This is a genomic window from Pseudoalteromonas rubra (assembly GCF_000238295.3).
Lineage (GTDB): Bacteria > Pseudomonadota > Gammaproteobacteria > Enterobacterales > Alteromonadaceae > Pseudoalteromonas > Pseudoalteromonas rubra.
In genome coordinates this window covers 1-24,890 of the sequence record NZ_AHCD03000044.1, presented here as the reverse complement: position 1 = coordinate 24,890, position 24,890 = coordinate 1, and the positions used below count along the sequence as shown (strand labels likewise).

Here is a 24,890-nt window from a genome sequence, read left to right as displayed (position 1 = left end):
TGACGCCTCGTAACACCAAATCAAATCGGTAAAAGTCAGCCTGACATGCGACTTTTTCAACTCTAAACCCAATCCAGAATAATACCAATTTGCTTAATTAAGTGATCTATTTTGAGGCGAGAAAATAGGGTCGATAACAAGGCAAAAATTTTGCTATTTAGTTGTTCTAAATGAGAAATTTTTAACGCTGTTAGCGTCCTATTTGCTCCTTCAAATAGACCAGGTATTAAGGGAAATTGGTATAACATCCAAATCAATGCAGCCCAGGCCATCACCAAATAAACACCACCACTCGTGTGGCTCTTTTACGGGCTAATCAGATTCATAACACTTCGAGTATAACTGCCTATAAATACGGTAAATTCATACTATAAAACCCATGCCACGGCGCATTTCTGTTGCTATTTTGATGTAGAACATAGTCAGCGTAGATACCCAGAACTTAGATTGATTTTTGCGTGATGAGTTGTGAAGCTGACGACCACTAAGATCACGCTTGTAAGCCATTGGACGCGAAAAAAGGAGGTGCAATGCCAGATCTGAGTTTTATCCACCTGTCTGCTTTTTATGAGCTCACTGCCCTGGTGGTATTGGCCGCGGCACTGGGTTTTGTCGGCGTGTTGCTGCGCCAGCCTATGATTGTCAGCTTTATTGCCGTAGGGGTGATAGCCGGGCCTTCGGCGTTGAATATTGTTCAATCCCATGCGCACATAGAACTACTTGCCGAACTGGGCATTGCTGTACTGCTATTTCTGGTTGGCCTTAAGCTCGACCTTAAACTCATTCGCACACTCGGGCCCGTCGCACTGGCCACCGGACTGGGACAGGTTGCATTTACCTCAGCCATTGGCTTTGTACTAGGCAAAATGCTGGGACTGGATACCGTTACCGCTGTGTATGTGGCCGTCGCGCTGACCTTTTCCAGTACCATTATCATAGTTAAACTACTGTCCGATAAACGCGAAGTCGACTCCCTGCATGGACGCATAGCTGTGGGCTTTTTGATAGTTCAAGATTTAGTAGTGGTACTGGCCATGATGGTGCTCTCGGCCATGGGCATAGGGGCACAGTCGGGCGGCACGCAATCCGCCCTGGCTCAGGTTGGCAGTGTACTACTTTATGGGTTGATCATGCTGGCATTTGTCCTGGTGTTTATTCGCTATCTGGCAACGCCACTGGTCAGTCGAATAGCACGCTCTCAGGAGCTACTCATCACCTTTGCTATCGGCTGGGCCACCTTACTGGCGGCGATAGGCAGCCAACTGGGCTTTAGTAAAGAGCTGGGCGGCCTGCTGGCAGGTATCTCTTTGGCATCTACCCCATTCAGAGAAGCCATTGTTGCTCGCTTAGCCTCATTGCGCGACTTTCTGTTACTGTTTTTCTTTATCGCCCTGGGCACCCAGCTGGATCTCAGCTTACTTGGCTCACAAGTTTTCCCAGCGCTGATACTCTCTTTATTTGTGTTAATTGGCAACCCGATTATTGTGATGGTGATCATGGGGCTGATGGGCTATCGCAAACGCACCGGCTTTCTGGCGGGATTAACCGTCGCACAGATCAGTGAGTTCTCCCTGATCTTTATGGCCATGGGACTCACCATAGGTCATGTCACAGCCGACTCTTTAGGACTGGTCACGCTGGTGGGTCTGATCACTATCGCGATGTCGGTATATATGATCACCTATTCTCACGGTTTGTATAACAAGCTGGAACGCTGGTTAAGTGTGTTTGAACGCGACCAGCCATTCAGAGAAGCTGCGCTGGAAAACCAGCCCTCGTCTGAGCAGGCTTACGATGTCATTCTGTTTGGTCTTGGCCGTTACGGTAAGGCATTGGCTCACTACCTGCAAAAAGAAGGATTCAGTCTGCTGGCCGTAGACTTTAACCCCGACGAAGTCAGACGCTGGCGTAACGATGGCCACCTGGTGATGTATGGCGATGCCAGTGATCCGGCTTTTGTGAACGACCTGCCGCTACAGGGCGTTAAGTGGGTGGTATCAGCTATGCCACAACATGATTTAGGGGTAACGCATGAAGACCCTCGTCTGGCGCTGCTGGACGGGTTGAAACAACAACACTATAGCGGCGGTATTGCCATTTCAACCCAGCACCAGCACGACCAACCCCTGTTAGAAGAAAGAGGCGCAACCCTGGTACTGATGCCATTTCATGACGCCGCTGAACGGGCGGTAGAGCGGGTAAGAGCAGCGACCCCAGCCAGCACTCATACAGAGGTGACTAATGACACGATTTAACAGAATTCTATGTGTGGTAGACCCAGAAGCAACGATGGACACCGCCGTTATACAGGTGCTCCGCCTCGCACAAGATAATCAGGCAGACATCACTTTTATTTCAGTACTGAAAGAGGTCAAACACTGGCGCACCTTCTTTACCAGTAAAGCGGAGTATGCCAGCAAGCTTACTGAGTTGCTCGCCAATAAGCGGGCCGCCATCGAAGCGAAAATCAAAACACTGGATAACAACCTGGATCCCAATATCATCGTTTGCACCGGGATCGGCTTTATAGAGATCATCAGGCGCGCGATCGATGATCAATGCGATCTGGTGGTAAAGTGCGCCGAGGATGCAGACTGGATGGATCGCATGCTTGGCAGTGAAGACATGCACTTATTACGCAAATGCCCCTGTCCCGTATTGATGCTAAAACCCTGCCAGCTTGATGCCTTTGATAAGATCCTGGCCACGGTTGACGTGAACGACAGCTTCAGAGAATTAGATGATGAACAAGTACAGGACAAGCTCAATCAGGCCGTGATGGAGTACAGTGTGGCGCTGAGCCTGCCGAAGCCGTCTTAACTGCATATGGGCAGCGCCTGGGATGCTTACGCCGAAGACTGGTTACGTTACGGCACCTTTGCCCATCAGTCGGACGAACAGGTGGACGACTACGTAGAGCAGGGGCGCAGAGACTGTGCCACTAAGCTGGCCCGGCTAGTGACAAAAATGGACGCACTGTTCGACAAGTCAGCCGTTCAGTATCTGCAACCCAAGCTGCATCAGGTCAAAGGCAAAGCCAGCAAAGAGATCCCCCTGCTGGCACAAAAACACAAGATTGACTTAATCGTGATGGGCACAGTAGGCCGTGTCGGCATTCCAGGTTTGATCATAGGCAACACCGCCGGATCTATACTGGAACAAACCCAGTGCTCCGTACTGGCCATAAAGCCCAAAGGCTTTCAGACGCCAATCAAGTAACCGGGTTAACTCTGTGGTCCACCGGCTGACGAGTCGTGGGCCATTTTTCTGGCTTTTATCACTTCGCCGACGCCAATACTGCTATAGGGCTTTTATCCTCGTACAGTAAAACTGTACTCAATGGGTAAAATCTATCCCATTGTCAGACATCACAAAATACCGTTTAATAAAGGTATAAAACCCCATTCATGATACTAGCGGGGTTAAGCAGTTTAAAAGGAATATTGATGTCAGAACACAACCCCGAACTATCCCCAGAGATTGAAGCACTGATTGAGCAAGCCCAGAGTGGCGATGCCGTGGCGCAAAATACGTTGGCTGATGCCTATTATTTTGGTGAGACAGTCGAGCAAAATTATGAGAGAGCTGTTTATTGGTTTGGAAAAGCTGCAGAACAAGGAGAAGCCCATGCACAATATAGTCTCGGCTATATGTACAGAATGGGACAATACTTCGAGCAAAGCGATGAAGCAGCCGTAAAACTGTACCAACAGGCCGCAGAGCAAGGACATGCTAGTGCTCAATATAACCTGGGCGTATTGTGCGTACGAGGAGAAGGTATAACGCAAAGCGATACAAAAGCCGTAAAATTGTACCGAAAGGCAGCACAACAAGGAAATGCTCTCGCTCAATATGAGCTAGGCTTCATGTACGCACGAGGTAACGGCATAAAGAAAAACGATACTGAGGCCGTAAAATGGTATCGATTGGCTTCAGATCAAGGCAATACTAGAGCTCTGTGTAATTTAGGTTACATGTACGATTTTGGCAGAGGAGTAAAACAGAGCAGTAAAGAAGCTAATAAATATTATCGCCTCGCCGCAAAGAAAGGAAATAACCGTGCCCAGCTCAATCTGGCCTTCAGTTATTTTCAAGGTGATGGTGTAAAACAAAGTTACGTTCGGACAAAAGCACTGTGTGAGCGGATTCTCAAAGACCCGGAACTAAGCTTTGAAGCTTATGAGCTAGTTGATAGAGCGGGACGTTTTGAAAAATCTAAGTCAATCAGCACGTTAAGAGAACTGATACTCTTTCACCTTCAAGTAAGAAAAAACCTTACAATGACTCACTACACCTCCTTCGACGTGGGCCAAGCAATCTTACTGGAAAAAAGCCCTTTCAGACTGGGGCATATTAACGCGGTGAATGACCCCAATGAAGGCAAATTGCTATGGCAAGAGCTGGGCTATGAGCCGGAAGAGGGTAATCCGGTATTTATCGGCTGCTTTTTACCGGACAGTGACAGCCTGAATATGTGGCGCTTTTACAGTAAAAACCATTTAAATGACGATGCCTGTGGCTGCGCCATAACTTTTAATACAGAGCGCTTTTTTGACTATCGTTTAATGGCAGAGCAGGGTAGCCACACAGAACAAGAAGAACAAATGCCCTCATTTGCCAATACCGGCCAGTCGCCACAGGAAAGCGCAGCATTCTATCGGGTTGTGTATCTAAAAGATAATTTCAAACTACTGGGTCAGGGTGCAACCAAATTGCAATCTTACTTCAAAGATCTCAAAAAAGAAGTCGATAAGTTTGTTGGTAAGAACCCGACGCCCGAAAAGCTGCAAATACTTGCCTGGCTGCTTGGCCCGCTGCCTTATTTGTTAAAAGATGCCAACTATAAAGATGAGCAGGAACACAGAGTGATCGTCTCGCATCTGGACTATGGTGCAAAAGAAATTAAAAGCGAGGACCCGGACTTTGCCAAAGGCACTGCCCCGCGTTTATATCTGGAGCTACACAGAGACAACCATCTGGCGCCGATTGAGTACGTGACGCTCGGCCCTAAAGCCCCCAACAAAGAGATGATGGCACCGTACTGGCGCCACCAATTAGCCAGCAAATTTTCTGCAAAGCTGGATATTCGCCCCTCACGCTGTGCTTATAAGTAGTAGAAGAGCTCCTAGGTGGTTGCTGTCGGACGTTTTGCCGTTTCCACCACCAACAGGCCACTGGCGACGGCGACTGGCAGCCACATCGCCATTCGCGCTCTGAGTACAGCTGGTTCCATCCCCTGACGACGGGCGCTGTGTTCCAGCGCCTGTTCAAACGAGGTCGCATGATTGCAGTGACTTAACAGATCGGCCTGCCAGTGAGTCAAAGGTTGGGCGATCAGCTGGCCATTTTGCTGGGTCAGGGCAATATAACGGGTTTCTCTGGCTGGCATAGCAGGCGATTCGGCGCCTATCGTTTGACGATTTTCCAGCTGAGATAATAGGGGGAGTATATCGTACTCACTCACCAGTAAACGCACACAGTCAGGCACCATAATGTTCAGTGATGCACCGCCGCCCAGCAGTTCAAACTCGTTCAGTGCGAATTCTGCTGGTGGCATTTGCTCAAATCCTTCGGCAGCCAGCACTTCGGCTTTGGCACGTTCAAAACGGGCCAGCTCCACATACACCTCAAACAGCGCACTTTGGCTGGCGTTGAATTTGCCTTGCGGCCAGGAATTAGCCAAAAATCGCACAAAGGCTTTACCCAGAGTATGAAAGGTCAAGGCCTGAGATGGTAAAGCCATCACGCATGCCTTGGCGAACACGTCAAAAACATCTTCGCCCATCAAGGCGCACAGCAAACTAAATTCGCCTTTCAGACACGCCTTCAGCCGCTTTATATGTGCTGCGGAATACGTTTGCTGTTGATGTTCTGCGGCTAAACGAGACGCTGCTTTAGCGCCTTGTTTTAAAGACAGGCCAGATGTGAGCCACTTTTGTGACACATCACCATGAGAATTTGAAACTTGAGACAACCAGTACTGCAACTGGCTGAGCTCCGGGGTTGAGTACGTCATTTTGCTACCGGTTTTAAACTGTGTGCTAGGTCTGAGTGTTGATGCATTTCTCATACCACGAGCGTATAAAATAGCACCAATATTCACTAACCCATAACTATCAAAGGGTTCTGGTCTTTGCGTCTCTTTGTCTTAGAATTCAAACCAGTCAAACGGCGGGTTATTGGCGCTTGATATCAGACATACCGATACGCCAGACGTCAAAAGTTTTACCTGCACACAGGCTACCGCCAGACGTCAAAATAAGCTGGTGGCGCTAAAGAAGAATCGGAAGGAAAAAGTCACGGCAATAAAAAGCCGGATCAGCGGCGTCGTTCAATCTCACATAAATCAGACGCGTGCTCGTCGCACGCTTGTTGCTGCTTTGATTGAAGCACAGAAGTATCAGCACTCAGCTTGCGCTCGGCGTCTATATCGATGCCATTTGCCAGGCAGGCCTCTTTGTAAGCCTGGCGTTCCTGTGCGTTAACCACACCGTTGGACATAGCCAGTGCCAGACCGCCAGCCAGTTCGAGTTCGTGAAACACCAGATTACTGGCAGCACGCGGTGCCATTTTGATACTGGTAGATTCTTTATAAACGCCGCAATACTCATCAAAGGTCATCTCGGTATGCGGCACAAAAACACAGCCCGACAAAAACAAAGCACTGATTCCTGCTAAGGTGTATTTCCCTGACAGCATAGTCATTATCATCCGTATTTATCACTTTCAGGTAAGAGTATGCACTGCACTAAAATAATACAACGGGTTATGACATAAATCTGACGCATTCTTACATCTGCTGACATTTTACCGGGCAACAGAGCGTAAAGCCCCTTTACACTCTGTTACCCAAACCAGCCATATATCCTACTGAGCAAGTTGCTTATATTGACGTCGGTACGCATGCAACAGAGGTTCAGTGTAACCATTCGGTTGTGCCTTACCGTCAAGCACTAACGCCAGAGCAGCCGAAAACGCCAGGTTATCCGCCATATTGTCGCCACTCATAGGCACATAGTGAGGATCATGACTATTTTGCTCATCAACAATGGTCGCCATACGGACAAACGTGCGCTTAACCTGTTCTTCGGTGCAAATGCCATGATGCAGCCAGTTAGCAATGTGCTGACTGGAAATACGCAGAGTCGCTCTGTCTTCCATCAGGCCGATGTGATTGATGTCAGGGACTTTAGAACAGCCAATGCCCTGATCAATCCAACGCACCACATAACCCAGAATGCCCTGCGCATTGTTGTCTAGCTCAGTCTGAATATCCTCTTCGCTTAACTGACGCTCACCCAGCAATGGCGGTGTCAGCAAGTCATCCAGGCTCGCCATCTGGCGCTGTGCAATTTGCTGTTGTAATGTGGCCACTTTCACATCGTGATAGTGCATCGCATGTAAAGTAGCAGCTGTGGGTGAGGGCACCCAGGCGGTATTCGCGCCGGATTTAGGATGAGCCAGCTTTTGCTCCATCATTAGCGCCATTTTGTCAGGCATCGGCCACATACCTTTGCCTATTTGCGCCTTACCTGCAAACCCTGATGCCAGGCCTATATCTACGTTTCGATCTTCATAGGCTGCTATCCAGGGTTGGGCTTTTATTTCGCCTTTAGGCAATACCGGACCTGCGAGCATCGAAGTGTGAATTTCGTCACCGGTTCTGTCTAAAAACCCGGTATTGATAAACACCACACGGGATTGTGCTGCATTGATGCAGGCCTGCAAATTAACCGAAGTACGGCGCTCTTCATCCATGATCCCCATTTTCAGGGTATTAGCGGGCAAACCCAGCAACTCTTCAACGGCATCGAACAACTCACCGGTAAAGGCAACTTCTTCGGGGCCATGCATTTTGGGTTTAACGATATTGACACTTTGCGCACTGGAGTTTTTCAGTGCGCCATCACCGTGCAGATCGTGCAGTGCCGCTGTTGCGGTGATCACCGCGTCGACAATGCCCTCAAAGACTTCTTCGCCTTGCTCATCTAAAATCGCAGGTGTGGTCATCAGGTGGCCCACGTTACGCACAAACATCATCGCCCGGCCTTTGAGCGTAAGCGATCCTCCATCAGGTGTCAGGTATGCTTTATCTGCGTTTAGCGAGCGCACAACGGATTGACCGCCTTTTTCAAATTCCTCTTTGAGCGTGCCCTGCATCAGGCCCAGCCAGTTGCGGTAAACCTGCACTTTATCTTCGGCGTCTACCGCGGCCACTGAATCTTCACAATCCATAATGGTGGTCAGGGCCGACTCCAGAATAATGTCTTTGATCCCGGCCTTATCAGCCTCTCCGATCGGATCCTGAGGATCGATCAGAATCTCAAAATGCAGATCATTATGCTTAAACAACAGTGCCGTCGGATTCTGTGGCTGTCCGTTATATCCGACAAACTGTGCGGGGTCCGTCAACTTAACCTGACTGGAGTCATTGAGCGTGATGATCAGCTCACCCTGAACCACTGCGTAGTTGGTACTTTCAATATGTGAGCCATGCGCAAGCGGCAACATACGATCCAGCAACTGGCGGCCATAAGCCATTACTTTAAAGCCGCGTACCGGGTTGTAAGCACTTGCACGCTCCGCACCATCTTCTTCGGATAGCACATCGGTACCGTAAAGTGCATCGTATAGAGAGCCCCAGCGGGCATTTGCCGCATTCAATGCAAAGCGTGCATTACTCACAGGCACCACCAGCTGCGGACCGGCGATACGGGCAATTTCGGGTTCAACCTGCGCTGTGGTAATGCTTTGTGCTTCAACCGCAGGCACCAAATAACCTATGTCGGTCAGAAATGTCCGATATTTTTCAGCATCCCAGCCTGGATTGGCTATATGGTAGTCATCAATTTGCTTTTGCAAGCTATCGCGCTTTTCCAGCAGTGCACGGTTTTTAGGGGTGAGCGTACGAATAATATTGGCAAAGCCAGACCAGAAGTCGTCTGCGTTAATCCGGGTGCCAGGCAACAGCGCCTGATCGACAAAGTCAAACAGGCGCGTATCAATACGTAAACCAGCCTGTAAAATATGAGAGCTCATGTGAGTGATCCTTGATCGGGTTTGAACGGGTCACTTTAAAATAAGCCAAATTCGGTAAAAACAAACCCCTTTTACCATTCACAATAAATATACTGGCAATAACAACTATAAATTTAAAAAATTTCACTGGTCGGTCTAGTGTTTATTTAAACGCCAGCAAGCACTCTCACACTCGCAACCTGGCGAACATACATAAACCAGTTAGCTTAAACCCGTTCGAAGGAATTTTGTTATGAGCAGTTATACCTCTCAAATTGATCGTCTTACTACACTGTGCCAGTCTCAGGGCAATGCATGGCAGGGCATTAACCCTGAATTTGCAACCCGCATGCATTTACAAAACCGCTTTAAAACGGGTCTGGATATCGCCAAATATACCGCAAAAATCATGCGCGAAGACATGGCAGCTTATGACGCAGACAGCAGCCAGTATACGCAGTCTCTGGGCTGCTGGCATGGCTTTACTGCTCAGCAGATGATGATGGCCATCAAACGTCACAATAAAACCACTAAGCGTTCCTATGTATATCTGAGTGGCTGGATGGTCGCTGCGCTTCGCTCTGAATTCGGCCCGCTGCCTGATCAGAGTATGCACGAAAAAACCGCTGTGCCTAAGCTGATTGAAGAGATCTACACTTTCTTAAAACAAGCCGATGCACGTGAACTCGACCACCTCTACAAGGCGCTAGATGAGGCAAAAGCACAGGGCGGTGATGTACAAGCAATCACAGCACAAATCGATAATTTTGAAACTCATGTGGTGCCTATCATTGCAGATATCGATGCCGGTTTTGGTAACGAAGAAGCCACTTACCTGCTGGCCAAGCAAATGATTGAAGCGGGTGCCTGTGCCATCCAGATTGAGAACCAGGTATCAGATGCCAAACAATGTGGCCACCAGGCAGGTAAAGTCACAGTACCTCATGAAGACTTCCTGGCAAAAATCAATGCGGTACGTTACGCCTTCCTCGAGCTGGGCGTAGAAGATGGCATTATTGTTGCGCGCACGGATTCTTTAGGTGCCAGCCTGACTCAAAAAATTCCGGTCTCGAAAACGCCTGGCGATCTGGCCAGCCAGTACAATGCGTTCCTGGATACCACAGTGATCTCAAGTGCAGCCGACCTGGAAGAGGGGGATATGGTGATTAAGCAGGAAGGTGAACTGCGCAAGCCGGTGCGTCTCGACAATGGCCTGTACCAGTTCAAAGAAGGTACCGAAAAAGACCGCGTGGTGCTCGATTGCGTTACCAGCTTACAATCAGGCGCCGATCTGTTGTGGATTGAAACCGAAAAGCCCAATGTAGAGCAAATTGCTGAGCTGGTTAACCGCGTACGGGAGCAAGTACCGAACGCCAAACTGGTTTATAACAATTCGCCGTCATTCAACTGGACCCTGAAATTCCGTGAACAGGTTTATGCAGAATGGCAGGCACAGGGTAAAGACTTATCTGCTTATCCGGATCCCAACCAAGATCCTAAAGCGTTAATGGCACCAGAGCTGGATCAGTCAGAACTGGCAGCTGAAGCAGATACAAAAGTACGTACCTTCCAGCGTGATGGGGCTGCTCAGGCCGGTATTTTCCACCACCTGATCACTTTACCTACGTATCACACAGCGGCACTGAGTACCGACATTCTTGCAGAAGGCTATTTTGGCGACCTGGGTATGCTTGCATACGTCCGCGATGTTCAAAGACAAGAGATCCGCCGCGAACAGGCGTCAGTGAAGCATCAGGATCTGGCAGGCTCCAATATAGGTGATACGCATAAAGAGTACTTCAGCGGTGAGAATGCGCTGAAAGCCGGTGGCGAAGCCAACACCATGAACCAGTTTTAATTGTCATAAAGTTCCTTAATCAAGCAAGGGCCTTCGGGCCCTTTTTTAGATCAAGTTTTTACCAGCTTTGAGGTGCCACGGTTACCTATGCACCCAACTCCCCACACCGAGTGTCAATGCTCAGCGAGCTGGCTTCTATTATTATCAGCCGGATAAATGACGGATCAACATTTTACCTGCGCGGGCAATCGAGATCAGAATTTTATCAGCAGGGCGTTATTTGGCAGTTTTACCGAACGGGAATAACGAAGAAGCAGGCTATGCACCTTGTTTTAGTCAAAAAATAGGAAAAAACAGTGCCTTTTTAGCTGAAAAATTCGACTAGGCGCAATAATAAATACGTCTCAGGCCACATTTTTACTAACTCCGGTGTCCATAAATCAAATTTTTACTAAGTCAGCATCGAGATAAAACAAAATTTTACTAACTAGACAAACAACAAATCACCTTTTTACCAACTCAGCAAACTGTAAACCCCCTTTACAACTCCATATTTGCCCCACAATTATTTCATACTCTGAATAAAGTCTTATGTGCCATTAAAAAATTATGAAAAAAATACTGCTTCAATCAGCTTTTGCGTTACTCAGTATAGTCTCTGTTAATGCTCAGGCTACTAGCTCGACAATTACCTTGCCGGAAATCAAAAAGCTTGAGCTATCGGGCAACTACGAGCAGGCACTGAGCAGTCTGACCCCATTTTACAATCACTCCGATCACCTGAAGCAATTAAATGCACGCTTTGTTGAAGCGAAAATCTATCGCAAACAGGGCAAACATCAGCAAGCCATTGATGCGCTGGGCAGGCTATCAGAAAAATTTCAGCTGGATATCGACAATCAGTTTCAGCTTTATAAAGAGCTGGGGATCAATTACCGACGCATGGGTAAGCTGGATGAAGCTGAAACTAACTACAAACAGGCATTAAATACTGCTAAGGCAATGAATAATAGTGATTTAATAGGTCAAAGCTATTCGAATTTAGGCACCTTGTATGATTCTAAGAACGAATTGGCAAAGGCTATGCAATTCCAGCTCAAAGCCAGAGATGCACTCAAAGGCAGTCAGCTCCACGGCGTAGTCGCAAACAACTTTTATAATCTGGGTGATATGGCAATGCGCTTCAACGACCTGGAGCAGGCTGAATTCTTTTTTACCAAAGCCCTGATAGCAGATAAGAAAGCAGGTGAATTGAGCCACATCGCCGGCACAGCACTGCGACTGGCTCAGGTTACATCGAAACGAAAAAACTACTTACAGGCAGTTGAAAAAGCCACCGAAGCAATTGAACTATTGGAACAAATCCCGGCCAATGTCAGCCTGGCTCGTGCCCATCAGCTGATCAGTGGCGCTTACCTGAAGCTGGAAAAAGGCGAGAAAGCCGAAGAGCACGCAAAGTTATCAATGCATTACGCCTCGCAAAGTGATAATCAGATCCAGAATTTTCATGCACATGTGACTATGGCCAGAGCCTACTTATACCTGCATAAATCTGAACTCGCGCGCCCACACTACGAGTGGCTGACACGCTTTATGGACGAAGAGGAAGAGAATTCCTACATATCTCAGCTTTACTACAACCTGAAAGCCAAGTTTGACTTTCAACAAGGTCGCCACCAGGAAGCGTATGAAGCCCTGATCCAGGCAAATACTTTTTTTGCTCAAACGATTGAAAAAGCCAACTCAGAGCAAGCACTTACCCATAAGCGCACCATAGATACGGTGATGCAGCAGCAACGCCTGGATGACTCAGAACATCACCGTAAGCTGACGGAAAGTCAGTTGCGCAATGCGCAGCTCATGCAGCGTATGTGGCTATTTGTTGCCCTGACCTGCTTGTTGCTGGGTATTTTGATCAGTTATATTTTGTACAGTAAAAATAAGACCGCACGCCTGAAAGCCAACCTGTATCAGCAAAACCTCAAACAAAAAGATCAAATGCTGGCCGACATTTCTCACGAACTCCGAACCCCGTTGAGTGTGCTCAAACTGCATATTGAGGCTTTGGAATATAACCTGCTTGATGACGATACCCTTGCATACAGCAAAATCAATGAGAAAATATCCCAGCTTAATCATCTGATCTCAGACGTTTATCAACTTTCTCAGGCCGATAACCAGGCCATAGTTGTCAATAACCAACCTTATTGCACCCGAACGCTTGCCGACAGTTACTGTTATGACATTAAGCGACTGGTGAAAAGCAATGGGTTGCATTTTAATGCCGATATTTCGATCCCCACAGATGCCAGTGTATTAATAGACAAACCCAAACTGGACAGAGTCATAGATAACCTGGCAAAAAATGCCTGCCTGTACACAGACAAACCAGGCCAGGTGCGGGTAAAAATCAGACAAAACTGCGAAGGGTTGATCATTCAGTTGGAAGACTCCTCTCCGGGTGTTTCAGACAATGAGAAACCACGCTTGTTCGAACGCTTGTACCGGGTAGAAAGCTCGCGAAGTCGTGCGACAGGAGGGTCTGGTCTGGGGCTATCCTTATGTAAAAGCCTGGTGGAATCCATGTCAGGTGATATTGAACTCAGGGATAGCAGGCTCGGGGGTCTATCTGTTCGCGTAACATTACGACAAGTTACGTCTGAGTTACCCGCTAAAAAACTCAGTAACAGTCAGGTAAGTGCGTGATCTCGTCACAATTCAGGTCGTTAGATACCTAACGACCTGACCTTTTAGGGAGCAGCAAGACATTGCGGATTAATTTAACTGACCGACAGCAACAAGCCTCAGCTTGCCATTAACTTTGACAAATGTCGCACCAGAGTAGTAACCCTGTCCATTACCGATATTGAGTGGTTTGTTAAGGTACATATGCTGACCACCAACAAACTGACACCCCCAGGTAGAACCTTCGACATATATAATACTGCCATCTGAGAACTCACTGGCATCCAGCTCACATCCGATACGATTAGCACCATTCCCATTGATGCTGACCGTATGGCTGGACATAGGGACAGTGATCACCTGATCGTCACCGTGTAATACACAATCAAACACGCCGATGTTGTCTAGTTGATTGCCACCCAAAGAGGTGTCTATGCTGGAGCCTGAATACAGCTTTACAGGCGCGGCAGCGCTCTGGTTCACGGTTGATCTTGCGGTCAACATACTGGTGTGTAGCTGCCAGGGCTCAACAAAGGTCACGGTATCACTTCGTACCGAAGAAGAGTGGGAGACGAGTTTACCTTCAGATGAAAAACTCGCATAAGTCATTGTTGCTGATGCAGATTGTAGTTCAATGGTATTCTTAATATCCACAGCCTGAGTGCTACTCTGTCCGACTATATTCAAAACAGAATTATAAACAACCACAGGGGAAAGTAGCGTGCCAGAATCGACAAATGCAAGGTAACTGTTGCCACTGCAACTATGGCGGAAAGTACCGTCGTCATATTGCGTGTCAGTGGAGAGCAAAATCGCTGAATCAACCATGGCATTTGCACCATATGATGATCCGTTTCCGTTCAGGAGCCTGGCATACTTGAGCTCGACTTCAGAACCCATAGACTCAGCCAGAATACAGGTGGCAGCATTACCGTTGGAAGCATCAAATGTAATATTAACGCCATGCACTTTCGCCCCCCGGTGCGCCGCTATCAGCTCAGAAACTGGCTGTGAACTGGCTCTCAGGGTTAAATCCTGAAAGGCCACCTGTGCGGACTGACCCGTTACATAAACAACCGCAGTTGAATAACCAACAGCAGAATCCAACACCACTTGTGCATTTAACGCAGCACGGATCACGACGCCACCAGACATAGTGTTGCCAGTACGAGTAGTGCGGCTCACGATCGTTTTTCCGTTACACATCAGGAGTGCAGGTCGGCCAAATTGACTGGCAGCGTTAGATGGACGTGATGATGTATTGTATATACCTTCGGCAAGTTCTATCGTTTGCTGATGCAGAATGACATCAGGCAGATTGTCCCAGGCAGCTTGCGGAGTCGCAAAGGGCGCGTCCATTGAGCCATCATTGTTGTCACTGCCCGTGAGTGCGTTCACATACCAAACTTTCTCACCTTCCGTTACCGAAGGCGAGGTTTTGCTAGGTACAACAACCTCCCCAGTGCTTGCAGACACAGCGCCAGAGGCTCCAGCCAGCCCTACCAGTCCAGCCGACGCGATGAAGCGACGACGACTAAAATTATTATTATCGTTCATTAGTTCCCTCAATTACATTATGTAGAGTCGTACAGAATATAGCCTGACGTTTAAGGGAAAGGTACACCATCTGGATACAAGTGTTTGTTTTAATTTGTTACCAGGCGGTAATAGTCCCTGTATTATTTAAGAACAAACAGCACACGGTCGATAATTATCATCAAAAAAGCTGGTGCTTATTTCTTACCCATCACATAAACCAATCAATTTAATCTTTTCTTAACTGCTCCGATCAGAGAGAACAAAAGATGGCCTCCATTTTCTTTCCACAATGATTGGTTTTAATAAGCAATATACACGGGAGGAATAGTCTATGACACAGCGTACTATGAAACACAATGAATGGGTAAAAATTGTTGAATCCAGACATCGTCAAAAAAAGCAAAACACGACAGTAAAAACCACATTACCGATCTGGTCTATGTTACTGGGTGGCTTTATCATTCTTTCTGCTGCATGGTCTTATTTTGTTGATAGCTCATCTGAAGAAGTTCAGATCGCAGCGATTGATTCAAGCGCCCAAAAACGTATTACGCGCTACTTTTCTAAGCAGTTCATGATGGGCAGCTGGAAATTCAATAATATTGATTTTAAAAGCGGCGAGCTAAATGTATTCATTCAGATCCCAACCAAACTGGCGATGTCTGAAAATGAAGTTAAAGAATATATCCGTAACTCATTATGCCCTGCTGCTAACAGTCGAGTATGGCAAGATGTACAAAATAACGACATGTATATTTACTTATATACAGATATGCCTCGCAGGGGCAAGTACGCTTTGTGTAATAGCTGATCATACGCAAATAAAAAAAGGGGCCTGATGGCCCCTTTTTTTATTGTCTTAAATATCTTGTTAACACTGATTATCTACTCAGAATAATATAACCATATATTATCAGCAGCTTCGAAAACAGTTTCATACCTACAGAAAAGGTGCTCAGACGAGAGTAACAGACCACAAATGGAAAGGTTGAAAAGTAATAATGGTTAAGACTGGAGGCATTACATAGCTGATTAAATTAACTGATACTGAAAATACTATCAGCCCGTTTAACGGTAAACGTTGATAGCCTGAACTTTCGGGTAACTAGTTCCCCAATTTGAAAAGCAACCGTTTCCGTAAATCGCAACATTTTTACCGGCCATAAACGCGGCAAGTAACGTTGAATAATGCCTCTTTCCACCTTCTGTACTAGTATCTATCCATACAATTTGTTTTTGAGCACAGCCTATGCTGTTAGCATCGTTTGCTGAAAAATAAACCCGCACTCCCATAGGCTCAGAGTTAATAAAATCGATACGTGCACTTCTATCTTTTGTTACCCATCCCGCAGCTGAGAGCGCGCCAAAACTGGTTGCAGCCAATAAAGCGCCAAAAATTACTTTTTTCAAAATTGTTCCTTGTTTAGATTATCAATAAGAAGTCGTATAAAAGAATATCGTAAACATAAAAGGTACACAAAATTAAAAGCAGTTGTAGCCACATTATTGTCTATTACTCCAACTCCAGCTTTGCTTTTTCAGTTAACTCGCTCGGTAATTCGCGCGACACTGAGACGCCGAGCTCTTTAAACTCGGAAGCCTGTTTAATCAAATTTCCTTTTCCGCTGTAGAGCTGGGCCATAGCTTTATCATACCCTTCACGAGCCTTATCAAGCTGTTTACCAACCCCTTCTAAACTATGCAAAAACGCATTCAGCTTGCTGTAAAATTTTTCAGCACGCAGGGCCAGCTCTTTACTGTGTTTACTCTGTTCTTCAAAACGCCATAACTGTTTGACGATATTCAGGCTCGTCAGTAATGTCGTCGGTGTGGCAATCAAAACTTTGTTCTCAAGCGCATACTGATATAAATCGGGTGCATATTTGATAGCCTCGACAAACGCAGATTCAACCGGAATAAACATAATGACCACTTCTGGCGAGTTCAATCCCGGCAAGCGCTCATAAGATTTATCTCCGAGCTCTTTGACCCGGGCTTTCACCGCTTCAACATGTGCCACAATAGCTTGATTGGCATCGCTATCTCGTTCCGCGTTTACATAACGGGTATAAGCATTCAAAGATGTTTTAGCGTCGACAACCAGGTGACGCTGTTGTGGAAGATAAACAATCACATCGGGACGATATTTGCCTTCTTCGGTAGAAAAACTGACTTCGCGCTGATAATCATTGCCCGGGCGCAAACCTGCGCTGTCCAGTACATTTTCTAACATCAGTTCGCCCCAGTTGCCCTGAGTTTTCTTTTGTCCCTGTAACGCATTGGTAAGTTTGCTGGCCTGCTCAGTAATGGCCTGATTATTTGCCTGCAAATGCAATAACTCGGTACGTAACGCCGCTCTTTGTTTAAGCTCTTCGCTATGAATAGCCTCCATTTTATCCCGAAAGCCTTTGAGCTCTCCCTGAACGGGTTGTAATAACTGAGAAATTTTGTCCTGACTGTGGCGAGCAAACTTTTCACTTTTATCTTCAAAAATCTGTGTGGCCAGGTTTTCGAACTCCTGTTTAAGAACTAACTTAGACTGCTCCAGCTGTGCCAGCTGCGCATCAAAAGACTGCTGTTTCTGTACCAGCGTGGTTTTGACATCAGTTAGTTCAAGCTCAAGGCGATGTGCATATGCTTGAGTATCCTGCGCCATGTCTTCGGCTTTTTGCCAGCGCGTCTGTAATTCGTTGGCCTGGCTTTGTTTTTCAGCCAGTCTTGCTTGCAGCTGCTGGCAGTCACCGTGTAGTTGCCAGTGTTGAGTTTGTGCCTGTTTTAGCTCATCACTGCGCAGCACGAGCTGCGCCTGTAACTGCTCGTTTTGCACCTCGAGTTGTTGCCGGCATGCCGCACTTCTTTGTCGAAATAAAAAATAGAGCGGAGCAAAAATACATGAAGCAAGTACAGCGCCTGTACCAAGTAAAGTAAAAATATGAGCGGGAGAGAGGGAGACTAAACTAGACCAAAACATAGGCATTCTCTTGATGTGACTATGCTTAGATAATATCAATTACACAGCCTAAATGCCTATTATATTGTGCTTTTCCAGAAATTAGTTTTGACAAGATGCGGCGCATGCGCGCCGTCATTTATGCGTCGAGCTGTTGCTCATTGAAGCGATAGCCTGCACCATAGACTGACTCAACTATCTTGGGCGAACAATCGATTTGCTTTATCTTTTTTCGAATATTTTTGATGTGGCTATCGATAACGCGATCGGAGATATCAAAGTTATCGGGCTGAATATGGTCCAGGATCTGTTGACGCGAAAACACCCGATTAGGAGACTGGTACAACATGGCAAACACATCAAACTCAACCTTAGTCAAAGACAGTGTGTTGCCTTTGATAGCCACAATGAGCTGATCAACATCGACGACGATTGCGGCTTCCTGAGAGGCACTAGGAGCGCTCTGACAGCGACGTAGTATCGCTTTGATGCGCATGACGAGTTCAGCAGCACTGAATGGCTTACAAACGTAATCATCGGCACCAAACTCCAACCCTTTCAAACGGTCTGCCTCAGATACCTTAGCGGTCAGCATGACGATAGGGACCATAGAGAACTCACGGATCTGACGCATGCATTCGACGCCGTCCTGATTTGGCAGCATGATATCCATTAGAATGGCTTCAGGGTTGTTCGCTCTCACCCAGTCGACCACCAGAGCACCATCAGCAATATGAGAAATTTCGAATCCAGAAGCTTTAAAAAACAGCATTACCTGCTCTGCAATATCGTAATCATCCTCAACGATAAGAATATGGTGCTTTGAAGTCATTTAGCCTCTCGATTTAGCCTTAAGTTGTGAAAGCTGCCTTTTAACCTGACCTTTTAATTTATCCGACAGTGTTTCGTCAAACAGCAGCATGGTCAGAATACTCGCCAGATCTTCTGAACTGGCTACCTCATTCAGTAGATCATAATCACACTGTGACTGAGGTTCAATAAAGTTTAACTGTGAAATTGAATTTTCGTAGCACAACATAGCTCGCCCCTTGAGTCCATCACGTCCTAATTCGCCAATATGGTCATTAAAGTAAAACAATATGGATCAAATATGGAACAGCTTAAAAATGCGCAAAAAAAAGCCGGTTAACTGTTAACCGGCTCGATACAATACTTGTATTTAATAGGGGGAAATCAACAATATGCTTACTACAAACTAGGCGTTAACAACAAGCATAATGATAGACCTCACCGGGTTCGAAAAAGTTCAGAAAAAATTAGTTTTTTATCATTTCGAGCATTTGCGCTTCATTGAACTGGGTCAAATTCACTCCTGCATCGGCAAATAACGCATCAACCAACGCCTGTTTGTCTTTTTGCATTTGATAGACCTTTTGCTCAATCGAGTTAGCAATGATCAGCTTATAGACGAATACAGGCTTATCCTGGCCAATGCGATAGGCTCTGTCTGTTGCCTGATTCTCAACGGCGGGGTTCCACCAGGGATCAAAATGGATCACCGTGTCAGCCTGGGTCAGGTTCAGGCCCGTTCCACCCGCTTTAAGGCTGATCAGGAAAACATCGACCTCTCCTTCAGTAAACTTTGTGATCACCTTGTCCCGCTGACGCGTTTGCCCTGTGAGCATAGTGAACGGGATGTTTAACCCGTCGCAATGGCTGGCTATCATGTCGAGTACACTGGTGAACTGGCTGAAAATAATCACCTTACGACCTTCTTCGAGGAAAATCGGCAAGTGACTAGACAACCAGTCAAACTTAGCACTGTTAAATGTCTGCGTTTTGTCTACCAGACTCGGATGACAACAAATCTGACGTAGCTTTAACAGCGCATCTAAAAAGGCCAGCTTGCTGCGCTCTACACCTTGCTCTTTGAATAAATCAAGCAGGCTGGACTCAACCTTAGCCTGGACCTGATGGTACATATCTGCCTGATCACCGCTGAATTCAAGCTTCTTAACCAACTCAGTTTTCGCTGGTAGTTCCCGCACCACTTCTGACTTGGTTCGACGCAGAATAAAAGGTGCAATCAGAGACTGTAACTCTTTTGCGCGTCGGGTATCGTTTTCTTTCTCAATGGGATGCTGAAAATAATGCTTAAATTGTTGTTTTGTGCCCAGTACATCGGGCATCACAAAGTCGAGTAGCGATTTAAGTTCGAGCAAGTTATTCTCGACAGGAGTGCCACTTAGGCACAGCTTAAACTCCGCTGATAACTGTTTAACGCACTTAGAAATTTGCGCGGTTTCATTTTTAATGTACTGTGCTTCGTCGAGCACAATCGAGTCAAACTCCAGCTCAGAGTAGTGCGCCAGATCACGTTTTAGTAACGGGTAAGTGGTAATGATAAACCGTGCGTTAGCCACCTGATTGAGCTGCTTGTCACGCTGAGCACCATGGACCGTTAATAAGGGAAGATGAGGTGCAAAGCGACGGAATTCGTTTTGCCAGTTACCCACCAGACTGGTTGGGCACACGATCAAAGAGGGCTTTGTCACCAAAGTGTTATGCTGGGAAATGAAATAAGCGATCACCTGAAGGGTTTTACCCAGGCCCATATCGTCGGCGAGGATCCCACCTAGCTGATGGCGATTCAGGAACCTTAGCCAATCCACGCCCTGAACCTGATAATCACGTAACGTGAAATGTTCACCGGTGCTGGATACCCCCATAGCTCCCGTTGCCTCAGGCTTGCTTAGCTCTTCCAGATAATCAAGCAGGCGCGGGTCGTCAGACACACTCTCAACCGCCCCAAGATCAAATAACTTACTGGCATAGGAGAGCGGGAACTTGAACTGCGAGCTTGACAGGTAATAGCTAAAGCGGGCTTTAAGTTGCAATAATTCGTCATACACCGCTTTTGGGATAGCATAGAACTGCTCCGCGATGTTGATGTACTGATAAACATTGGCCAGAGAATTCACTTCATGAGACGGTACTTTATCCCAATCAAGGGTAACCAGTTTATCATCAAACATCACTCGGCCAATAACATGATGTTTTTTATCCCGCTTAAGTACCAGAGTCACTTTAGGGGTTAATACCGGACGACCACCTTGTAGTTCGTCTACCTGCCAAAGCTTACTTTGCAGGAAAGGGCGAACTTCGCTATTAAACCAATGATAAGTAACATCATCATCGTGTGGCAGAACAAAATGATTTTGCTGTGCAGAAAACCCAAGCCCATTGAGCATTTTTTCACAACGATTTAGTTGTTTAGCTTTTGAGTAACGGCCTTCCTTATCGAGCAGAGACAATGCCAGTTTCAATGGCGCGCCAGGCTCTATACTTAATTTGGCAACCAACTTATCTTTGTTTACCAGGTGCTCGTGGCCCTGAGGCGGTGGCACTATGTTATCAGCAAAGACATCCTGAAAGCGTTTTATCACCGCTTCAATCTTTGTCGCATTGATAAGTGGCATGGTATGCAGGTGCGCGATCTCCTGAGCACTTAACTCAGATTCAATCCGACCCAACACCATATTCTCGGTGTCCAGATAAACGGGTGGATCTGTTTTAATCAGTTGCCATTGTTCCACTGCGGTTAAATGGCTGGTGAGCCGATATTCATCTCGCTCCTTTTCCCAGCCAAATTCCAGATGCTGCTTGTGACCAAATGCGAGCGGCTTGCGACTACTCTGATAAAAACAACGCTTGCTCTGTACTAACTGCTGTAAGGCAGAAAAGCCCCAACTCCCGGACAGTTCAAAGTGGCCTGGTGTATTTTGCGAACGGATCCAGGAAAATAGCCTGAAATCGCTCTCGAGTATATCTTTTGGTGGCACCTGACTATTAAGTTGGTGCTCGGTCAGTGCTCGACCCAGCGGGTATATTCCGTCTGGCTTTTGCGGCGTGGTCTTAGGATTAACCAGTAACTCATTACCACGTGATTCAAGCACAAATAACAGCACATTGGTCACGTCCAGATCATTGACCTGCTGCAACTGAGCCAGCTCATTAAACCAATCATTGACCAGATAAGACTCACCAAACCCACCTGAATGGTCGATTTTCAGTTTCAGCAATACTGCTGCGATATGACGGCACTTTGGGTTATTAGAACAGGTACATTGTGCCTCAACGGAGGGGGTACCTTTAACTTGTTCAATCTTGATATGCTGCGTAAAGGTATTACCAAAATTGCCCATGACCTGGGCGTCTATTTTCGTAAAATCCTCAGAGTGCTCCAAAAAGCAGATCTGCTCGTCGTGCAAATACTGTTTGGCCTTGCTTAACAAGGCAGCATTAAAATACTGTTTGAGAAATCGCTCTGACAATGGAAACTGAGTCGACTGTTCCTGCTTAATTTCCTCAAATAGTGCTAGAAGTTGCTCTTTAGATAACTGCGAAGACATTCGTTTACAATAAAAAAGACGTAAAAGAGCAGTATATGAAATTACGTATTTGAGCTAAAGGGAAAAATGGCGATAAATTGGGAAAAAATGACTGGTTGGATGACAACTGACGCCATAAAGTACGAAAAACGGCCGAGAAATCCGGCCGTTAGTGATTAATTAAAACTTGCGAGTAATTTCTCTAATTGCTCCAGGCGTTTTTCTGTCATGACGCGATCATCAATTTTTACCGTAATGGCACCACTTTTAATGTTCTTTTGCACTTTGACATAGTCATTTTCAAGTAATGCGATATTTCTGGCTTCAGCTTTAGAAAAGGTCGTCAGATAGTTGGTGAGCAGTACTGCACGCTTCTCGTCACTTACCGGATCTGCTGTGAGCTTATCTGGATTGTATTCAGCTACTTTTTGTTTGAAAGCATCATTATGATCCTGGATCGCAGCAATGAGTTTTTTGGCGGCTTCCCGACCCAAATGGTTTGCTGTTGGATACAAGCTCACTACGTCAACAGGGATCTGCTCATAGGCTTTTAAAGAGTCTGCGATGGCTGTGTGTGACAAGCCTTCGATTGCCGCAATTTCACGATATGAGCCTTTTTTCCCTTGCTGAATGAGTGCCTGCTTAGTCTGAGAAAAGGCCTTTCCCTGCTCCCATAAGCTAGGCGCAATATATTGGTCTGAAGATACAGACAGTACTTTTGCGTCTTCATCAGTGAAATCTGCTGACGTTAAAATGACATAATCAGCGCCACCCAATAAACAAGCTTTTCTGCGTCTGGAACCCGATAATACCTCATGCACAGAGCCTTTTTCCCAACATAAAGCGGGGTGTAAATTACGTTTATCAGATTGAATCGCGGGTAAAATATCAGCAACTGAACGTTCATTAAGCAGTGTTTGGTCACGTCGGTTGTCGCCGTAAACACGGGTGCTCTGAGTGATCTCGCTGTGTTTGATCACCTTACAGATCAAAGTGATCGTTCTGTTTGGATCGCTAGGAGCTGGCATGGTGATCACATCGCCAACTTTGGCCTGATCTAACAAATCGTCCAGACTGCTCCCTTCAACGGGTGTTGCAAATGGGTCGATGCGTGTGTCGTTTTTACGTTTTCTAGCCATGAAATAGTTTACCTGCTTACTGATCGAGTGATGACTGTGTTGAAGGCCAATTTGAACGAATCAACATTTCGAGTTCATCGACCACGTCTTTAATATTTTCCTGAGATTTGATCAACGCCTCACGACTTGCCAGTGAATCTGAGGTTTTCTGATCGAATATTGTGTTGAATGAAGAAGAGCTTGCTGTGATAGCAGAGCTATGGTTAATAGGATAACTCATTACCTGACGGCCAAAGGCACTTCTGACATCTTTGACTATATCACGCTGAGAATGGTTACCTTTAACATAGTTAGTTACCAGGAACTGCATGAAGTCCCAGCCTTCATGTCCAAGCGCAGCTACCGTGTGATAAATTTCACCCAATCGCTTCAGGTATTTGTTATTCGCATCAAAGTCGACTGCTTCCGGATGTACAGGTATCAGCATAGCCGTAGACGCCATCAACGCGTTGTAGAACATGAAATTAAGAGAAGGGGCTGTATCTATCAAGATAATATCAAACTGCTCTGAAACTGGCTCTATGACCTTTTCCTTTAACTTATGATAGTGACGAGTTTGAGCGTAGCTTGAGGATTCCTTAAGTTCAGTGGCTGTCTCATGCTCAAAATAAAAGTCATCCATTCCTGATGGTAATACACGAATATTTGGAATATGAGTCTCTTTAAAAGCGTCTGAAACGAGTTGGCTCCATGTTTCACCCTCATCAAGTTCTATGCAATCTCGCATTAGATCACCGACGGTAATCGGTTCTGGATCTTGTGAAGGAAAAAAACTAGATGATGATCCTTGAGGATCCAGATCAATGATCCCGATGCGATACCGTTTAATATTTGTTGTTGCAAGCGCTGCTGCAATATTTACGAGGCTCGTTGTCTTACCACAACCACCTTTCAAACTATTGATAACGATAACCTGAAGTTTGTCTTCAGACTTTCTGTGATCAGCCTGGATCCCTAAAATTTCTGCCATTGAGAAAATATTAGCAAGTGTGTAGGCATAATGACCGTTTGCGCCTTTCTGAATTGCCAGATGATCAAAGTCGCCTTGATCATGACGTCTTTTTAGTGTTCTGTTATTTACACCAAGTAAGTCTGCCGCTGCTTTTTGTGTATAGGTACGAAGTTCTTTATCTTCGCTCTTAAGATGTGCACGATAATGCTGAATTCGGCCTTCAAGGGACTTTTCAGCTACTTCAGCGGTTGCTTTCAGCAGCCGATACGTAGAGAGGGCGTTGCTATTAATAGACATACGTTATTTCCTTCAAATGATGGTTATTATTATAATGTCCATTACTTTTGCAGTAAACATAAAAAAACAAAGACATCTATATTGATAGCTTACTTAAAGAATAAATAAATAAGATTAGAATTGGTTAGATCTATAGGTATTAAAGGCTAAAGGGCTGATA

18 protein-coding genes are annotated in these 24,890 nt (G+C 46.1%); 7 read left to right on the top strand and 11 right to left on the bottom strand.

Annotated features, from left to right (window positions below; translation table 11 throughout):
• Positions 1-530 precede the first annotated feature (530 nt).
• The 4 genes from PRUB_RS21340 (at position 531) to PRUB_RS21325 (ending at position 5,114) form a co-directional block, all read left to right on the top strand.
• Entirely contained in the window at positions 531-2,255 is a 1,725-nt protein-coding gene (locus PRUB_RS21340; RefSeq protein ID WP_010381385.1) for a cation:proton antiporter, read from the top strand.
• Positions 2,242-2,820 (top strand): universal stress protein, encoded by a 579-nt coding sequence (locus PRUB_RS21335; RefSeq protein WP_081694275.1) that lies wholly within the window; start codon positions 2,242-2,244, stop codon positions 2,818-2,820. Before PRUB_RS21340 ends, PRUB_RS21335 begins: the two co-directional genes overlap by 14 nt.
• 6 nt (positions 2,821-2,826) lie before the next feature.
• Positions 2,827-3,219, top strand: a complete 393-nt coding sequence (locus tag PRUB_RS21330) for a universal stress protein (RefSeq protein WP_040644536.1) — start codon at positions 2,827-2,829, stop codon at positions 3,217-3,219.
• Between the two features lie 227 nt (positions 3,220-3,446).
• Complete coding sequence (locus PRUB_RS21325) at positions 3,447-5,114, top strand: tetratricopeptide repeat protein (RefSeq protein ID WP_010381381.1); 1,668 nt, start codon at positions 3,447-3,449, stop codon at positions 5,112-5,114.
• Between the two features lie 11 nt (positions 5,115-5,125).
• On the opposite strand, the gene PRUB_RS21320 is transcribed toward PRUB_RS21325, so the two are convergent.
• The 3 genes from PRUB_RS21320 to PRUB_RS21310 form a co-directional block, all read right to left on the bottom strand.
• The gene (locus tag PRUB_RS21320) at positions 5,126-6,016 is read right to left on the bottom strand and encodes a DUF2063 domain-containing protein (protein ID WP_040644538.1); all 891 of its coding nucleotides are present in this window, start codon (positions 6,014-6,016) and stop codon (positions 5,126-5,128) included.
• 302 nt (positions 6,017-6,318) lie between these two features.
• Positions 6,319-6,705 (bottom strand): hypothetical protein, encoded by a 387-nt coding sequence (locus PRUB_RS21315; RefSeq protein ID WP_040644535.1) that lies wholly within the window; start codon positions 6,703-6,705, stop codon positions 6,319-6,321.
• Positions 6,706-6,867: 162 nt separating this feature from the next.
• The gene (locus PRUB_RS21310) at positions 6,868-9,039 is read right to left on the bottom strand and encodes a malate synthase G (protein ID WP_010381375.1); all 2,172 of its coding nucleotides are present in this window, start codon (positions 9,037-9,039) and stop codon (positions 6,868-6,870) included.
• Positions 9,040-9,271: 232 nt separating this feature from the next.
• Between PRUB_RS21310 and PRUB_RS21305 the strand changes: the two genes are divergently transcribed.
• Together PRUB_RS21305 and PRUB_RS21300 are read left to right on the top strand one after the other, a co-directional pair.
• Complete coding sequence (locus tag PRUB_RS21305) at positions 9,272-10,876, top strand: isocitrate lyase (RefSeq protein WP_010381373.1); 1,605 nt, start codon at positions 9,272-9,274, stop codon at positions 10,874-10,876.
• Positions 10,877-11,425: 549 nt separating this feature from the next.
• Complete coding sequence (locus PRUB_RS21300) at positions 11,426-13,522, top strand: tetratricopeptide repeat protein (RefSeq protein WP_010381370.1); 2,097 nt, start codon at positions 11,426-11,428, stop codon at positions 13,520-13,522.
• 69 nt (positions 13,523-13,591) lie between these two features.
• Here the strand turns inward: PRUB_RS21300 and PRUB_RS21295 are convergent, their stop codons facing one another.
• Positions 13,592-15,058: a hypothetical protein gene (locus tag PRUB_RS21295; RefSeq protein WP_010381367.1), complete on the bottom strand. Its 1,467-nt coding sequence runs from the start codon at positions 15,056-15,058 to the stop codon at positions 13,592-13,594.
• A 313-nt stretch (positions 15,059-15,371) separates the two neighbouring features.
• Here PRUB_RS21295 and PRUB_RS21290 point away from each other — a divergent pair, with 313 nt between their 5' ends.
• Positions 15,372-15,851: a hypothetical protein gene (locus PRUB_RS21290; RefSeq protein ID WP_010381364.1), complete on the top strand. Its 480-nt coding sequence runs from the start codon at positions 15,372-15,374 to the stop codon at positions 15,849-15,851.
• Positions 15,852-16,108: 257 nt separating this feature from the next.
• Here the strand turns inward: PRUB_RS21290 and PRUB_RS21285 are convergent, their stop codons facing one another.
• From PRUB_RS21285 to PRUB_RS21255, 7 genes are all read right to left on the bottom strand, one after another.
• On the bottom strand, positions 16,109-16,450 hold the full coding sequence (locus PRUB_RS21285; RefSeq protein ID WP_010381362.1) for a hypothetical protein: 342 nt from the start codon (positions 16,448-16,450) through the stop codon (positions 16,109-16,111).
• 103 nt (positions 16,451-16,553) lie between these two features.
• Positions 16,554-18,011, bottom strand: coding sequence for a DNA recombination protein RmuC (locus PRUB_RS21280; RefSeq protein ID WP_040644534.1), 1,458 nt, complete (start codon positions 18,009-18,011; stop codon positions 16,554-16,556).
• Between the two features lie 118 nt (positions 18,012-18,129).
• Complete coding sequence (locus tag PRUB_RS21275; RefSeq protein ID WP_010381358.1) at positions 18,130-18,822, bottom strand: response regulator; 693 nt, start codon at positions 18,820-18,822, stop codon at positions 18,130-18,132.
• Positions 18,823-19,029, bottom strand: coding sequence for a hypothetical protein (locus PRUB_RS21270; protein WP_010381356.1), 207 nt, complete (start codon positions 19,027-19,029; stop codon positions 18,823-18,825).
• A 238-nt stretch (positions 19,030-19,267) separates the two neighbouring features.
• On the bottom strand, positions 19,268-22,363 hold the full coding sequence (locus PRUB_RS21265) for a DEAD/DEAH box helicase (protein WP_010381354.1): 3,096 nt from the start codon (positions 22,361-22,363) through the stop codon (positions 19,268-19,270).
• Positions 22,364-22,518: 155 nt separating this feature from the next.
• Positions 22,519-23,481 (bottom strand): transcriptional regulator, encoded by a 963-nt coding sequence (locus PRUB_RS21260; protein WP_010381352.1) that lies wholly within the window; start codon positions 23,479-23,481, stop codon positions 22,519-22,521.
• Between the two features lie 16 nt (positions 23,482-23,497).
• On the bottom strand, positions 23,498-24,730 hold the full coding sequence (locus tag PRUB_RS21255) for an AAA family ATPase (protein ID WP_010381349.1): 1,233 nt from the start codon (positions 24,728-24,730) through the stop codon (positions 23,498-23,500).
• Positions 24,731-24,890: the final 160 nt, after the last annotated feature.

Coding starts and splice junctions, on each gene's coding strand:
- PRUB_RS21340 (WP_010381385.1), top strand. CDS start 531: ATGCCAGATCTGAGTTTTATCCACCTGTCTGCTTTTTATGAGCTCACT.
- PRUB_RS21335 (WP_081694275.1), top strand. CDS start 2,242: ATGACACGATTTAACAGAATTCTATGTGTGGTAGACCCAGAAGCAACG.
- PRUB_RS21330 (WP_040644536.1), top strand. CDS start 2,827: ATGGGCAGCGCCTGGGATGCTTACGCCGAAGACTGGTTACGTTACGGC.
- PRUB_RS21325 (WP_010381381.1), top strand. CDS start 3,447: ATGTCAGAACACAACCCCGAACTATCCCCAGAGATTGAAGCACTGATT.
- PRUB_RS21320 (WP_040644538.1), bottom strand. CDS start 6,016: ATGACGTACTCAACCCCGGAGCTCAGCCAGTTGCAGTACTGGTTGTCT.
- PRUB_RS21315 (WP_040644535.1), bottom strand. CDS start 6,705: ATGACTATGCTGTCAGGGAAATACACCTTAGCAGGAATCAGTGCTTTG.
- PRUB_RS21310 (WP_010381375.1), bottom strand. CDS start 9,039: ATGAGCTCTCATATTTTACAGGCTGGTTTACGTATTGATACGCGCCTG.
- PRUB_RS21305 (WP_010381373.1), top strand. CDS start 9,272: ATGAGCAGTTATACCTCTCAAATTGATCGTCTTACTACACTGTGCCAG.
- PRUB_RS21300 (WP_010381370.1), top strand. CDS start 11,426: ATGAAAAAAATACTGCTTCAATCAGCTTTTGCGTTACTCAGTATAGTC.
- PRUB_RS21295 (WP_010381367.1), bottom strand. CDS start 15,058: ATGAACGATAATAATAATTTTAGTCGTCGTCGCTTCATCGCGTCGGCT.
- PRUB_RS21290 (WP_010381364.1), top strand. CDS start 15,372: ATGACACAGCGTACTATGAAACACAATGAATGGGTAAAAATTGTTGAA.
- PRUB_RS21280 (WP_040644534.1), bottom strand. CDS start 18,011: ATGTTTTGGTCTAGTTTAGTCTCCCTCTCTCCCGCTCATATTTTTACT.
- PRUB_RS21275 (WP_010381358.1), bottom strand. CDS start 18,822: ATGACTTCAAAGCACCATATTCTTATCGTTGAGGATGATTACGATATT.
- PRUB_RS21270 (WP_010381356.1), bottom strand. CDS start 19,029: ATGTTGTGCTACGAAAATTCAATTTCACAGTTAAACTTTATTGAACCT.
- PRUB_RS21265 (WP_010381354.1), bottom strand. CDS start 22,363: ATGTCTTCGCAGTTATCTAAAGAGCAACTTCTAGCACTATTTGAGGAA.
- PRUB_RS21260 (WP_010381352.1), bottom strand. CDS start 23,481: ATGGCTAGAAAACGTAAAAACGACACACGCATCGACCCATTTGCAACA.
- PRUB_RS21255 (WP_010381349.1), bottom strand. CDS start 24,730: ATGTCTATTAATAGCAACGCCCTCTCTACGTATCGGCTGCTGAAAGCA.